We start from the raw sequence: 13193 nt of genomic DNA, 5'->3' as shown, positions 1-13193 counted from the left end.
CCCGATAAATCCCCGAATCGCCCCTGATCCACGTCGTCCTTGAGCACCCGTCAACCGTTTTCGGGGTGCCCAAATGGTTGATGGGTGCTCAAGGATGCTTCACTCCGGCACGCGGTGGATGCGGAGGGCGAGGAGGAGGGCGGTGGTGGTGATCGCCGCGAAGGTGATCGCCGTACCGGGGTAGCCGCCGAGGCCTAGGCCGAGGCCGCCGATCGCGGCGCCGAGGAACGTGCCGAGGCTCATGCCGGCCGCGTTGACGCTGAGCGCGGATCCGCGGAGCTCACCGCTGCGGCGGACCAGCAGAGTGGTGACACAGGCCGCGACCGTTGCGTGGCCGGCGCCCATCAGTGCGGTGAGGAACAGCGTGAGCGGGAGCGTCGGAGAGAAGTAGAACGCGGAGACCGCGAGCAGGGCGACGGTGATGCCGCCGGCGAGGAGTCGTTCGGGGGAGATCCACGGGCGATCGGTGGCGAGGTACCGGCCGGAGAGGAGGTTGCCGAGGAAGAACGATGCGCCGCTGAGCGACCAGACCAGCGCGAACCAACCCGGCGCCAGGTCGAACTTCTCGTCGTAGAACGCCGCGAGGTAAGCGAGGTAGCCCATGAAGGCCGCGGTCCGCAGCATCGCGATGGCAACCAGCGGGAGCGCGCCAGGGATCCGGGCAAGCTCGCGGTACGTCGCCAGGTAACTCATCCGCTCCCGGTTGGTGATCGGCGCCTTCCGGCCGCGTCCGCGCCAGAAGAAGGCGCCCGCCAGGACGAGTGAGATCGCTGCCGCCGCCAGCAGGTTGCCCCGCCAGCCCCAGACCAGTCCCGGCCCGGCGAGCACCGGAGCCGCCAGCATCGCCATCGCCGACGTCGTCGCGGACAACAGCGTCGCCGCACGGCCCGCGGCGGCCGGCGACCTGAACCGATCCGCGGCCGCGGCGCCGATCGACGGCGCCAGGATCGAGGTCGACGCCCCGATCAGCAGGCAGAACGCGGCCAGCGCAAACACGTTGCCCACGGCCCCCAATGCGGCCGAGACACCCAGCAGCGCGAGCCCGCCCGCGGCGACCAGCTCACGCGGCACGCGATCCATCAGCGGCGCCAGCACAACGCCGACGGCTAGCGCTGCCAGCCCACCGAGCCCGCGCAGTCCACCGATCTCCGCAACGCTCCCGCCGGCGGCCTCGGAGATCGGCACCAGATACATCCCGAACACCGTGAACGGGATCAGACTCACCGTCGACGCCAGCAGGAAAGGCCACAGCCTGCGGGCCATCCGAAGATCGCCCGGGACTGCTGCCGCGGGTGCGGTGAGGTTCTGCTGGGTGCTCATGTATCCGTCCTGTAGCGATAGAGGCTGCTCGGGCGGGAGCTGAACTGGGAAAAGGGAAAGGGTTCCGCGGACAGCGCGGTAACGCCGGCGCCGAGGAAAGCACGGGCGACCGCACTACCGGTCTGAGCGTAGACGGCGAGCGGCTTCGATTGCTCACGGCAACGAGTAAGGAGTACGTCGAAGCTGCCGTTGGACAGTGTCATACCGGTGGCGACGACCGCGTCGGCTGCGTCGATCACTTCGGTCATGTCGCGGGAAACGGGCAGGCCGGAGGCGGTCTCGCGGAGGTTGAAGTCGCACGGAAGGCAGACGCCCCCGCGTTCCGTGATGGCGCCGACGAGCGGGTTGACGACCCCGATCAAGGCAACTTTGGTGCCTTCGGCAACGTGCAGGAGTCCGGCGACAGCGGCGTCACGGGCGCGGGCACGAACATCCGGCGTACCAGCGGGAAGGACGACTTCCTCGGCGTACGGCACTGTGTGGTGCGGCTCGACCGCGGCCAGGTAGGCGTCCAGCGCGGCGATCCGGACGGGGAGCGGGTCGTTGGAGGAGAGTACGTCGGCGAGCGTGCGGCCGGAGGTGTCGGCGCAGTACGCCGGGTCGAGCTCACCCGACTCGAAGGAGCAGGCACCGAACACCTCTTCTACCCGCAACAGCACGTAGTAGTTCCGATAGGTGACGTCGGCACCAGGCAGGCGCGTCGTGTGGTGCAGCCAGAACGCACTGGTGATGTCGAGGTCCGCCGGTGCCGGACCACGCGCTCCGGCGAGAACCTCTGCGGTCAGATCAGCCACGGAACGGGTCATGGGGCCTCCCGGCCTGGACTGAGGAGCGGAGGGAGCGAAGCGACTGGAGCGACGAGGGAAGGCCGGGAGTCACAGCCCCATGACCCGCGCGCCGGAGGCGCGCATTCAATAGAGTCATGGGAGATCAGCCGGCCTTTCGGGTTGTCGTGCCTCACATTAATGCGACGGAGTCGCAGATGGAAACTTCTCGCGCTGAACCTGTGCGGAGTCCCGCCGGTCCCACGACATCGCCGACCAGGGCACCGCGAGTTCGTCCAGCGAGTCGATCTCCCGCGGCCGCATCGACGCCATCGGTCGCGCCTCGGCGTGCCGGGCGAAGGCGGACTCGACGTACCGCGTGCCGGTGTCCGCGGCCAGGAAAACGTGTTTCCGGCCGCGGTCGCAGTTGTGCTCCCACAACGCCGACAGGTACGCCGCCCCGGCGGACAGCCCCGCGAAAACGCCGGACGTGCGGAGCAGATCCACCGCCGCCGACATCGCATAGTCGAACGAGACCCAGTGCAACCGGTCGTACAGCTCGTGCCGCACGTTCCGGAACTCGATCGAGCTCCCGATCCCCGCGATGATCATCTCCGGGTCCTGCGTGTGCCCGGCCCCGAACGTGATGCTCCCGAACGGCTGCACGCCGACCAGGTTCACGTCCCGGCCGCGCTCCCGCAGGTACGCCGCGATCGCGCCGGTCGAGGCGCCCGTACCGACACCGCCGACCAGGCACAGCGGACCGGTCGGCACCAGCTCCGCCACGAGATCCGCGATCGCGCCGTACCCGAGGTAATGGATGTCGTCGTGATACTGCTGCATCCAGTGGTACGTCGGGTTGTCGCGGAGGATCTCGCCGATCCGGCGGACGCGCAGGTTCTGGTCGAGCTGCAGGTTGTTCGACGACGGCACCTGCTCGATGGTCGCGCCGAGGATCTCCAGCTGGATCTTCAGCGTCCGGTCGACTGTCGTGGAGCCGACGATGTGGCATTTCATCCCGTACCGGTGGCAGGCGAGCGCGAGCGCGTGCGCGTAGATCCCGCTCGAGCTGTCGATCAGCGTGTCACCGGGCCGGACCTGCCCGGTCTCCAGCAGCCGGCGGACGGCACCGAGCGCGGAGTACACCTTCATGGTCTCGAACCGCAGGCAGATCAAGTCGTCCCCGGTGCCGGAACTGACGCGGATCGGGTCCGGGTCCTTGATGGCCTCCGCCAGGTGGTCGTGCAGTCGCGTCATCGGCGCGGTTCGCTCCTCGAGTCGGTTGTCAGCACGGGCGGAGTCTCTGCGGGCGGGGATTGGGGGTTGCCGATCCGGGTGGCTGCGACCAGCCGCCGGGTCAGCTCGTGGTGTGGCTCGGTCGTGATCGTCGCGGGCGGGCCTTGCTCCACCACCCGGCCGGCGTCGAGGACCAGGACCCGGTCCGCGACGGCCGCGACCAGGCGCAGGTCGTGGCCGATCCAGATCAGCGCCGTACCGCGGTCCTTGAGCTCGGTCAGGAGGTCGAGTACGAGCGCCGTACCTTGGTCGTCGAGGGCGGTGGTGATCTCGTCGCAGATCAGTACGTCGGGGTTCGCCAGCACTGCTCGCGCGAGAGCCGCTCGTTGCAGCTCGCCGCCGGACAGCCGGCTCGGCGCGCGGGCGGCGGTGATCGCGGCGACCCCGAGACGGGCCAGCGTGGCGACGGCTTCGGCGTGCGCCTTGTCCGGCGCGAGTCCGCGGAGGCGTTGCGCCGTACGGGCGACCTGCTGGTCGACAGGACGGCGTTCGTCGAAGGAGCCACGGACCTCCTGCCAGACGTACTGGACGCGGCGGTGCTGGTCGCGGGTCCGCTTCCGGAGGACCGGGAGCGGTTCGTCGTCGAGCAGGATGCTGCCGGTGTAGCGCTCGTGCAGGCCCGCCAGGCAGCGGGCCAAGGTGGTCTTGCCGCTGCCGGACCGGCCGACGACCCCGAGACAGGCGCCGGCGCGGACGGCGAGGTCGGCCTCGTGCAGGACGACGTCGCGCCCGCGGGGACGCAGCGAGGCAGACAGGTTCATTGCCGTTAGCAACGGTTGCCCGGCAGCAGAGGTTCCCGTGACCTTCAGATCCGGTGCAGGTGGGAGTACGTCGGTGGCGATCACCTGACCGGCATCGAGGACGACAACACGGGACGCGAGGGCTCGGACGAGGTCGAGATCGTGACTGAGCAGCAAGATCCCGAGACCGGTGGCGGCGAGGCCCCTGAGTTCGTGGACGAGTTGCAGCCGGGTGATCGAGTCGAGACCGGTGCTCGGCTCGTCGAGCACGAGTACCTTCGGCCGGCAGGTGAGCGTTTGCGCGAGCGCCACTCGTTGCCGCTGGCCACCGGAGAACTGATACGGAAAACGTTTGAGGGTTGAGCGGTCTCCGGGCAACTGCGCCGCGCGGACGGCCTCGCGGGCGTCGCCGTCGTGCAGCTTCGCCAGCTCCTGCAGCGTCGTCCCGATCCGCCGGGCGGGGTTCAGCGCACTGCCGGGATGTTGCGGCATGTAGGCGACGACGCGGCCGCGTACCGTCGGCGCGGCGGCAGTCACTCCGTTGCTGTCGACAACCAGCTGACCGTCGACCTCGACGTGTCCGCCCAGTTGTACGCCGTCACCGTGTTCTCCTAGCAGCGCTAGCGCTGAGGTTGTCTTCCCCGACCCGGAGGCGCCGACGAGAGCGGTCACCTCCCCCGCGACGACCTCGAACGAAACCCCGTCCACCAGCACCGCTTCCCCGGCGGTCGCGGACAACCCGGTCACGCGCACCACCGGCGTCATCGCGCGCTCTCCACGAGACGGCGCGACCTGTGCACGAGTCGGTCGGCGAGGAGGTTGAAGCCCAACGTGAACGAGACGAGAAGGAGCGCCGGGGCGAGGACCGACCAGGGTTGGAGAAGCAGTCCTTCGCGGTTGCGGGACACGCTGACCGCCCAGTCCGGCGCGGTCGGGCTCAGACCGAGCCCCAGGAAGTTGACCGAGGCGACGAGGAACACCGCGAGCGTGATCCGCGTGCCGAGATCCGCCGCGACCGGGCCGAGGACCGAGCGTCCGACGTACCCGAGCTGGATCGTGAACCACGACTCCCGTTGCATCCGGAGCGCCTCGACCACCGGTCCGCTGGCCGCGTCCAGGGCAGCCGCTCGGACGAGTCGTGCGACGGTCGGGACGTTCACCATCGCTACGGCCACGGTGATTGCGATCGCGGACGCGCGCCAGCCGACCGCGACCACGCTGATCACGAGGAGGGACGGGAGCGGCAGCAGTACGTCGAGAGGCCGCATCATGCCTTCGTCCAGCCATCGATGCCGGGTCGACGCGGCCGTCAGTCCGATCAGTCCACCGACCAGATACGCCAGCACCACCGCACCGATCGCCATCCCCAACGCCGACCGCCCACCGACCAGCAACAACCCCAGAACATCCCGGCCCAACCCATCCGTCCCCAACACGCCCTCGGGCGAGTAGGGCAGGCCGGGCCGAGCGTCGTACGGCAGCAGCGGCCCCAGGACTGCAACAACCAACGGCACCGCAACCAGTCCCACCGACACGCCGACTGACACGCCGCGCGGCATCCGCAGGCGTCGATCGCTGGCGACACCCTCGCGCGGGCTCATCGGAGCAGCGCCGTTCGGGGGACCAACCGGTTGCAGACGAGGTCTGCGCCAAGGTTGATGAGGAGGGCCGCGACGGCCAGCACGAGCGTCAGGCCCTGGACGGTCGGGATGTCTCGGGTCTCCACGCCGTCCACGAGCGCAGTGGCGAAGCCGGGGATGGCGAAGATGGCTTCGACGACCAGGACACCGCCCAGGAGGGTGTCGCCGGTGCGGGCCAGCTCTTGCACGCCGGGAACGGCCGCGTTCGGGAGGACGTGGCGGAGCAGGAGTTGACGGCGTGGGATGCCGAGCCGTCGGGCCTGCGTCACGTACTCGGCGTTCAGAGCGGCAACTGTCCCGGCGCGGACCTGACGCGACAGCAGGCAAACCGTCCGGCCGAAGAGTACGGCGATGGGAAGGATCAACAGGGCCGGCGAAGACAGGAGGTTGCCGCCGATCCACGTCGCCGGCAACCAGCCGAGTTTCAGCGAGAACACGGCGACCAGGACGACCGCGATCACGAAGTCCGGGATCGCCGACAACGCCAACGTGATCGACGTGATCGCACGGTCGACGCGTCCGTTCTCACGGGTCCCCATCACGATGCCCAGGGCGACGGCCAGCGGTACGACGATCGCTAGCGTTGCTAGCGTGAGGACCAGCGTCGCGCCGATCGAGTGCCGCACGATGTCGACCACAGGTCCCCCGCTGATCAACGACGTACCAAGATCGCCGGTCAGCACATTGCCCAGCCAGTGCACGAACCGCTCGACAGGAGGCTGGTCGAGACCGAGTTCGGCGCGAAGCGCAGCGACCTGCGACGGCGTCAGCGTCTCGGTGAACCGCAGGTCCGCCGCATCTCCCGGCAGCAACGACGTCAGGACGAACACGAGCACCGAGAGCACAGCCAACTGAACGATCGCGAGCCCCGCCCGTTGGGCGGCGTACGATCGCATTCAGGCCAGCCACACCTTGTCGAACCGGCCCTGGTCCAAGGTGTTCGGCGGCACCGCCTGCACGCCCTGCACCTTCGACGACACCGCGATCAGGTAGTCCGGCAGCCCCCACGCGAGAATCCCGCCCTCGTCCCGCACGGTCTTCTGCAGTACGCCGTACTTCGCCGACCGCTCCTCCTCCGACGTCACCGCCCGCGCCGCCGCGAACGCGGTATCGAACGCCGGCCGCCGCCAATGCGTCACGTTGAACGGCGAATGCGACAGCAACCGATCGGTGACGTACTGCGGAATCGGCATCGCCCCCGACCGATGGTTGCCAATGGCCCCCTTCGTGAGCAGGTCCTTCGCGTAGGTCTGCGGGCTCCCGGTCGTCACCTTCAACCGCACCCCCGCCTCCGCAACCTGCTCAGCGAACAGCGTCGCCGCCTCGACGAACCCGGCCGACGCGTCCGCGGTGAAGATCTCCACCTCTTTGCCCGCCAGCCCCGCCTTCTTCAGCAAGCTCTTCGCCTGGTCGACATCACGCTCGCGGGCCGGCAGGTCGGCCGGATAGTACTGATACCCCTTGCCGAACAGGTCGTTCCCCACCTCACCCCGCCCGGCGAGGACCACGTCCACCAGCCGCTGCCGGTCCGCGACCAGCTTGAACGCGAGCCGTACGTCGGGATTGTCGAACGGCGCCCGGTCGACCTTCATCACGAACGCCTGCATCGTGCTGGCCTTCGCCGCCACGATCCGCACCGCCTTGCCGGCCTCCGCGGTCCGCGCGAACGTCGCGGTCATGTCGTTGGCGTACTCCGCCTGACCACCCTGTACGGCGTTCGCCCGCGCCTCGGAGTCCGCCGAGAGGATGTGCAGCTCCTCGATCCGCGCGGGCTCGTCCCAGTAGTCGTCGTACCGCGAAGCGACCATCGAGCGGCCGGCCTCGAACGACACGTACCGGAAGGCTCCCGTGCCGACGGGCTTGGTGGGATCCTTGAACCCGTTCCGCACGATCTGCGTGCCGATTCCGGCCAGCAGCGCGGGGAACTCCGCGTTCGGCTGGTTCAGCACCAGCTCGACCGTCGACGGGCCGATCGCCTTGCTGCGCTTGAGATCCAGCGTCGCGAGCGACGACTGCGCGACCCGCTCCGGTACGGCGGGATCCACGATCCGGGCGATGCTGTACAGGACGTCCTCGGCGACGAGTTTCGCGCCGTCGTGGAAGGTCGCGTCGCGCAGACTGAACCGCCAGGTGGTCGCGGTCCCGTCGTGTTCCCACTTCGACGCGAGCCGCGGTACCGGCTTCAGATCCGGGCCGAGTTCGACCAGCTTCTCGTAGATCGCCTTGTGCCGCGCGATGTCCACGAACAGGCTCTGCACGTGCGGGTCGAGCACCTCCTTCGCCCCGCCGCCGGCGTACACGGCCCGCAACCGTCCGCCCTGCCTGGGTTGCGCGGCCGCACCCCCGTCCGCCCCACATCCGGTGATCGCCGCCAGCCCGGCAACCCCGGCCATCCCCAGGAACCCACGCCTACCCAAAGCCTCGGACACGCGCCACATCCTCACCTTTAGTGAAAACGATTGTCAAATCCAGCGCGCATCCGAACCCGACGCGATCATTCTTTCGGGCACACTCCACCCAGCGCCCGCCGTAACGGCGTGTCACCACCGCCTACCCCCGAGTACCTGGAACGACCCCCAGCCATGAGCACTCGAATCGCAGATCGGATGGTTAGACGCTGACCGGAACGCCTCGGCGGACCGGTGTGCTCATCGCAGGGTGAGTGGGGTTGTGGAGGCGACGCGGGTCAGCTTCTGTGGGTTGCGGACGTAGTAGAGGCCGGTGATGTGGTTGTTCTCGACGCGGATCGCCAAGATGCCGTCGAACTCGCCGTTCACGTGGACGAGCAATGCCGGATTGCCGTTGACCACGGTGGCCTCGCAGGTGATCGCGGCTTCCGCCTTGGCGGTGCCGCCGAGGTAGTAGCGGGCCACCTTCTCGGCACCGATGACCGGCTGTGGCGCGGCCGTCTTCACGCCGCCACCGTCGCTCACCAGGACGACCTCGGGGGCGAGCACATCGAGTAGGCCCTGCAGATCCCTGGTTTCCAGTGCGCGCTGGAACGTCTCCAGAGCCGCCCGAGCCTGGCCGGCAGAAATGGTCTCGCGCGGGCGACGGGCGTCGACATGCCGGCGGGCGCGGTGCGCGATCTGACGGACGGTCGCGGGACTCTTGCCGACGGCGGCCGCCACCTCGTCGTAGCTGACACCGAAAACCTCGCGCAGCACGAACACGACACGTTCGGTCGGCGAGAGGCTCTCCAGGACGAGCATGAGCGCCATCGACACGCTCTCGGCGAGCTCGGCGTCCTCCGCCACGTCCGGCGTGGTGAGCATCGGCTCGGGAAGCCAAGCGCCGACGTACGTCTCCTTGCGACGCTTCATGGTGCGCAGCCGGTTGAGCGACTGCCGGGAGGTGATCCTGACCAGGTAAGCACGCCGGTCGGACACCTCGCTCACATCGACCTTGATCCAGCGCAGCCAGGTTTCCTGGAGCACGTCCTCGGCGTCGGCTGCCGAGCCGAGGATCTCGTAGGCGACGGTGAACAGCAGGTTGCGGTGGGCAACGAAGGCGTCGGTGGCGGAGTCCATCTGGCAGCCGTCGAGAGGCGGCCCGCCGGAACCCGACGCTGCCTCGCTGTGCTCGTTCATACCTGCTCCCGGTTGTTGCTTCTCAGCCTGCTTTGCCACAAGACACCGGCCCTCACCTCCGCGTGACACGCCTGCCGGGTGGGCTGCGTCACACCTCTGCGGTGTCACAAAGCGCGGATCTGCGGTGCCTCATGGTCGTCAGTTCGGCCAACGCAGGTAGGAAGGTAAACATCATGAGCAAGGTCTGGTTCGTCACTGGATCGTCCCGCGGCCTCGGCCGCGAATTCGTCGAGGCGGCCCTGTCGCGCGGCGACAAGGTCGCCGCGACTGCCCGCAGTACCGCGAGCTTCGACGAGCTGGTTGGCAACTACGGCGACGCGGTGCTCCCGCTCGCGCTGGACGTCACCGACAAGGCGGCCGTCTTCGGCGCGGTGGAGCAGGCCGTGGCGTACTTCGGCCGCCTCGACGTCATCGTGAACAACGCCGGCTACGCCCAGATCGGTGCGGTCGAGGAACTCGCCGAGCGCGAGCTGCGTGACCAGCTCGAGACCAATCTGTTCGGTGCGGTGTGGGTGATCCAGGCCGCGCTGCCCTTTCTGCGCGGGCAGCGCTCCGGCCACATCATCCAACTGTCCTCAGCCGCCGGTCTCGTCGCGATGCCCCTCGGCGGCGCCTACCACGCCTCCAAGTGGGCCCTGGAAGGTCTGAACGAGGCGCTCGCCGGTGAGGTCGCCGACTTCGGCGTCAAGGTCACCATCGTCGAGCCCGGCGGCTTCGCCACCAGGAACGGCAAGAACCCCGATCCACTCGCCAACGGTCACATGGCAGACAAGGATCCGGCGTACGACGGCCTCCGCCTCCGACTCGGCGCGGCCACCGGCAAGCAGCCCGCTGGTGATCCCGCCGCGGCGGCGCAGGCACTCCTCAAACTCGCCGACTCCGACCACCCGCCGTTGCGGGTGCTGTTCGGGCAGGGCTTCTACCCGATGATCCAGCAGGCCTACGCCGACCGGCTCAAGACCTGGGCCGATTGGCAGGACCTTTCGGCGGAAGCTCAGGGCGATCTCGACCAAGCAGCCTCACGGTGAACAACCGCACCGATCACCCTCGGACGGCGGATGGGATCCTGCAGACGGTCACCGAGAAGGCGGTCGCGTAGCCCTCCGGCGCGTGGCCGGGTTACTCGTCGCAGTCGGGGCTGGCGCAGGTGGTGGGGAGGTTGGCAGCGATGCGGTTGAGGAGGATGGTGAGCTGGGCCTGCTCGTCCGCGGTCAGGTGGTCGAGGAAGTAGGTGCGGACGGCGGCGACGTGGTCGGGGGCGGCGGATTCGATCGCCTTGCGGCCGAGTGCGGTGAGGCGGACCATCGAGCCGCGCGCGTCCGAGGTGCATTCCTCACGGGTGACCAGGCCGCGCTTCTCCATCCGGCTGACCTGGTGCGACAAGCGGCTGCGTTCCCAGCCGACCGAACGGCCGAGGTCGCGGGTGCGGAGCAGGCCGTCCTCGGCCTCGGACAGCGGGTGCAGCAGCGCGTAGTCGGCGCCGGACAGGCCCGAGTTCGTGATCATCCGGGCCTCGAGGGCACGCATCAGTTCGCGATGCGTGTCACGGTACGACTGCCAGAGCCCCGCTTCCTGCACCCCGAGCCACTCCGGTTCCTTCATCCATCCATTGTACGGACGGACGTTGACATGTCACCGACTCACGTCAAGGGGTGCGCGACAGGGCGACGGCGAGGCCGATCGTGCCGGCCATCACCGCGAGTTCTAGCACTGCTAGCTGCCGGAACGACCCCGCGTCGCCGGTCGCCACCCGCGGGATCGTGCTCTGCCGATGCAGCCGGCCGATGAACACCAGGAGCGCGAACGCGAGCGCCTTCCCGAGCACCAGAACGCCGTACCCGGATGTCACCCATTGCGTGATCAGGCCCCAGCCGTCCTCGCGACCGCCCAGGTGGATCTCGGCGGTGAGGAGTCCGGTGACGCCCATCGTCACCGCGCAGACGAAGGCGAGCGTGCTGAACAGCTCGACGGCCTCGCGAGAGCGGGTGTAGCGCAGTACCGCACCCAGTCCGCCGATCCACGCGGTCGCGGCGACGACGTGGACGACGAGCGATGCGGTGGCGAGGACGGACCACAGGCTGGTGCGATCGATCGCGCCGTGGCCGGTGAGGAGCGGTCCGATAAGCGCAGCGATCGTGAGTACGGCGGCCAGTCGGGCCGTGCGCAACGTCTTGGCGCCGCTCAAGATCACGGCGAGTACGGCGGTGAGCACGACGGCGACTGCGAGCGCGCGGACCTGGCTCAGCTGGCCGGCCGCGTCCGCGTGCTCAGCCAGATGGGACAGCGGGATCCCGAGAATCACGGTCGCCGTCGCAATCAGCCCGCCGATGCTCGCGACCGCCCAGATCCCGGCGGCCAAGGCTGCATCCTGACAGGCGCGGATCGCTTTGTTTCCGAGCTTTCCGTCCTTCGCGGGCAGGAACAGTACGACGGCCAGCACAGCTCCCCCGGTTGCTACCGCGGCCGCATCCGCGACAATCCGCAGTACCGGGACCGCCCAGGAAACAGCCAGTCCGGCGCCGAGCAGGCCGTCCGGCGCCCGCTTCGGCGCACCACCGGCGGCGAACAACGCCGCCACCATCACAACGATGCCGGTAGCAACTATCCCGGCCGGGACGAAAGCACGTTTCACGAGGCCGGCCGGCGGCGGACGATCACCACGGCCAACGCCACGACCACGAGCATCACCAAGCACATCGCGACGATCGTCACCGTGTTGGAGTTGCCCTCGGGCTGCGCCGGAGCATCGGCCGGTTGGGTGGCCGGATGGCCGGCGTGCGTAACGGTGAAGGCGCCGCTGACCGTGATCGGGTGACCGTCGGACGAGACCACGCGGGCCTCGACCGTGTACCTGCCGGCCTCGATCATCGCGCCGACCGGCTGGGTGACCGTGTTGTCGACCACCTGGACGGCACCATTCGCGACGTTCGTGCCGCTAGGCGATTTCACCTGCACCTGCGTCCCGTTGGACCCGACCGGCTCGTTGAAGGTCAGGATGACCTTCGTCGGCGGCGCGGCCATCGACGAACCGTCGGTCGGCGTCATCGACTCGAGCTTGGCGTGCGCCACTGCCACGCCGGCGGAAGCCACCAGCGTGTACAGCGACGCGACCAGTACTGCGATCAATCGGCGCACGGCTACTGCTTCTCCACAACAGCTGCGGCACGACGAGGCCGCAGCCCGAAGGCCAGACCGAGCAGCCCGACCAGCAAACCACCGCCGCCGAGCCAGCGCGCCAACGTGTCAGAAGAATCCACAGAGGTCGTCGCCGCAACCGGCGTGATCGCCGCCGCCAGCTTCAACGTGGGCGCCGGATGTTCGGCCTCGGCACCGTCCTTGGCGACATCGGCCCACTTCACCACCTCGCCGTCGCTGTAGGTCTGATCCGCCGGAAAGCTCAAGGCGTCCACGCCCTCGGGCAGCTTCCCGACCGACAGCGAGAACTCGTCGAAGTCGTTCGGCGGGATCCCGACCGCGGTCGCGGTCCAGGTGACCGTCGTGATCGCCTTGGTCAGCGTGACGTCACCGACCTTCACCGCGGCCGGCAGCTTCTCTTCTTTCTTCTCCACCTTCCATCCGTCCTTCACCTGCGCACCCACGTGCGCGAACGGATGGTCCTTGGGCAACGAGACGACGAGCTTCGTGGTGCTGGTGTTGTCCGACTCGGTCGGCACGCGGAACACCAGCTTGGCGTACCCGCCGGGCTTGGCGTCCGGCGACGACACCGTGACGTGCGCCGACGCCGAGCTCGCGGCGCCGATCACGACGAGCGCGGAGGCCGCGACGATCGCGCCGGCGCGCAGGGCGAATCTCTTGGGCATGAGAGAACCTTTCAAGGCATAC

At 68.8% G+C, this 13193-nt stretch carries 13 protein-coding genes; 1 reads left to right on the top strand and 12 read right to left on the bottom strand.

The annotated features are described in order from the left end of the window. Window positions 1-99 precede the first annotated feature (99 nt). The 8 genes from EV647_RS23515 to EV647_RS23480 all read right to left on the bottom strand — a co-directional run bounded on the left by EV647_RS23515 (window position 100) and on the right by EV647_RS23480 (window position 9350). Complete coding sequence (locus EV647_RS23515; protein WP_238177357.1) at window positions 100-1320, bottom strand: MFS transporter; 1221 nt, start codon at window positions 1318-1320, stop codon at window positions 100-102. Beyond that, window positions 1317-2126, bottom strand: a complete 810-nt coding sequence (locus EV647_RS23510) for a Rossmann-like domain-containing protein (RefSeq protein WP_134006363.1) — start codon at window positions 2124-2126, stop codon at window positions 1317-1319. Before EV647_RS23510 ends, EV647_RS23515 begins: the two co-directional genes overlap by 4 nt. 156 nt (window positions 2127-2282) lie before the next feature. Beyond that, complete coding sequence (locus EV647_RS23505; protein WP_202876294.1) at window positions 2283-3341, bottom strand: pyridoxal-phosphate dependent enzyme; 1059 nt, start codon at window positions 3339-3341, stop codon at window positions 2283-2285. Beyond that, complete coding sequence (locus tag EV647_RS23500) at window positions 3338-4885, bottom strand: ABC transporter ATP-binding protein (RefSeq protein ID WP_134006361.1); 1548 nt, start codon at window positions 4883-4885, stop codon at window positions 3338-3340. The genes EV647_RS23505 and EV647_RS23500 overlap by 4 nt, the downstream gene beginning before the upstream one ends. Beyond that, a complete protein-coding gene (locus EV647_RS23495) occupies window positions 4882-5721 on the bottom strand; it encodes an ABC transporter permease (RefSeq protein ID WP_238177356.1) in 840 nt (279 codons plus the stop codon). Before EV647_RS23495 ends, EV647_RS23500 begins: the two co-directional genes overlap by 4 nt. Next, window positions 5718-6656: an ABC transporter permease gene (locus EV647_RS23490; RefSeq protein WP_134006359.1), complete on the bottom strand. Its 939-nt coding sequence runs from the start codon at window positions 6654-6656 to the stop codon at window positions 5718-5720. The genes EV647_RS23495 and EV647_RS23490 overlap by 4 nt, the downstream gene beginning before the upstream one ends. After that, window positions 6657-8198, bottom strand: a complete 1542-nt coding sequence (locus tag EV647_RS23485; RefSeq protein ID WP_134006357.1) for an ABC transporter substrate-binding protein — start codon at window positions 8196-8198, stop codon at window positions 6657-6659. It abuts the gene before it with no gap. Window positions 8199-8408: 210 nt separating this feature from the next. Next, entirely contained in the window at window positions 8409-9350 is a 942-nt protein-coding gene (locus tag EV647_RS23480) for an RNA polymerase sigma-70 factor (protein WP_134006355.1), read from the bottom strand. Between the two features lie 173 nt (window positions 9351-9523). On the opposite strand from EV647_RS23480, the gene EV647_RS23475 reads away from it, so the two are divergent. Then, window positions 9524-10378 carry an SDR family NAD(P)-dependent oxidoreductase gene (locus EV647_RS23475; RefSeq protein WP_134006353.1) on the top strand — a complete coding sequence of 285 codons (855 nt, stop codon included), beginning with the start codon at window positions 9524-9526 and terminating at the stop codon, window positions 10376-10378. A 91-nt stretch (window positions 10379-10469) separates the two neighbouring features. Here EV647_RS23475 and EV647_RS23470 read toward each other — a convergent pair whose 3' ends face one another. The 4 genes from EV647_RS23470 to EV647_RS23455 are packed head-to-tail and all read right to left on the bottom strand — an operon-like array spanning window position 10470 to window position 13171. Continuing rightward, window positions 10470-10952 (bottom strand): MarR family winged helix-turn-helix transcriptional regulator, encoded by a 483-nt coding sequence (locus tag EV647_RS23470; protein ID WP_134006351.1) that lies wholly within the window; start codon window positions 10950-10952, stop codon window positions 10470-10472. Between the two features lie 43 nt (window positions 10953-10995). Continuing rightward, window positions 10996-11982, bottom strand: a complete 987-nt coding sequence (locus tag EV647_RS23465) for a copper resistance D family protein (RefSeq protein WP_238177355.1) — start codon at window positions 11980-11982, stop codon at window positions 10996-10998. Further along, complete coding sequence (locus EV647_RS23460) at window positions 11979-12485, bottom strand: copper resistance CopC family protein (RefSeq protein ID WP_134006349.1); 507 nt, start codon at window positions 12483-12485, stop codon at window positions 11979-11981. The genes EV647_RS23465 and EV647_RS23460 overlap by 4 nt, the downstream gene beginning before the upstream one ends. A gap of 2 nt (window positions 12486-12487) precedes the next feature. After that, window positions 12488-13171: a YcnI family protein gene (locus EV647_RS23455; RefSeq protein WP_134006347.1), complete on the bottom strand. Its 684-nt coding sequence runs from the start codon at window positions 13169-13171 to the stop codon at window positions 12488-12490. Window positions 13172-13193: the final 22 nt, after the last annotated feature.

This window comes from Kribbella sp. VKM Ac-2566, assembly GCF_004366005.1.
In the GTDB taxonomy this organism is placed as follows: Bacteria; Actinomycetota; Actinomycetes; order Propionibacteriales; family Kribbellaceae; genus Kribbella; species Kribbella pratensis.
The sequence above is the reverse complement of the archived record's forward strand: the minus strand, read 5'-3'. Positions and strand labels throughout refer to the sequence as shown.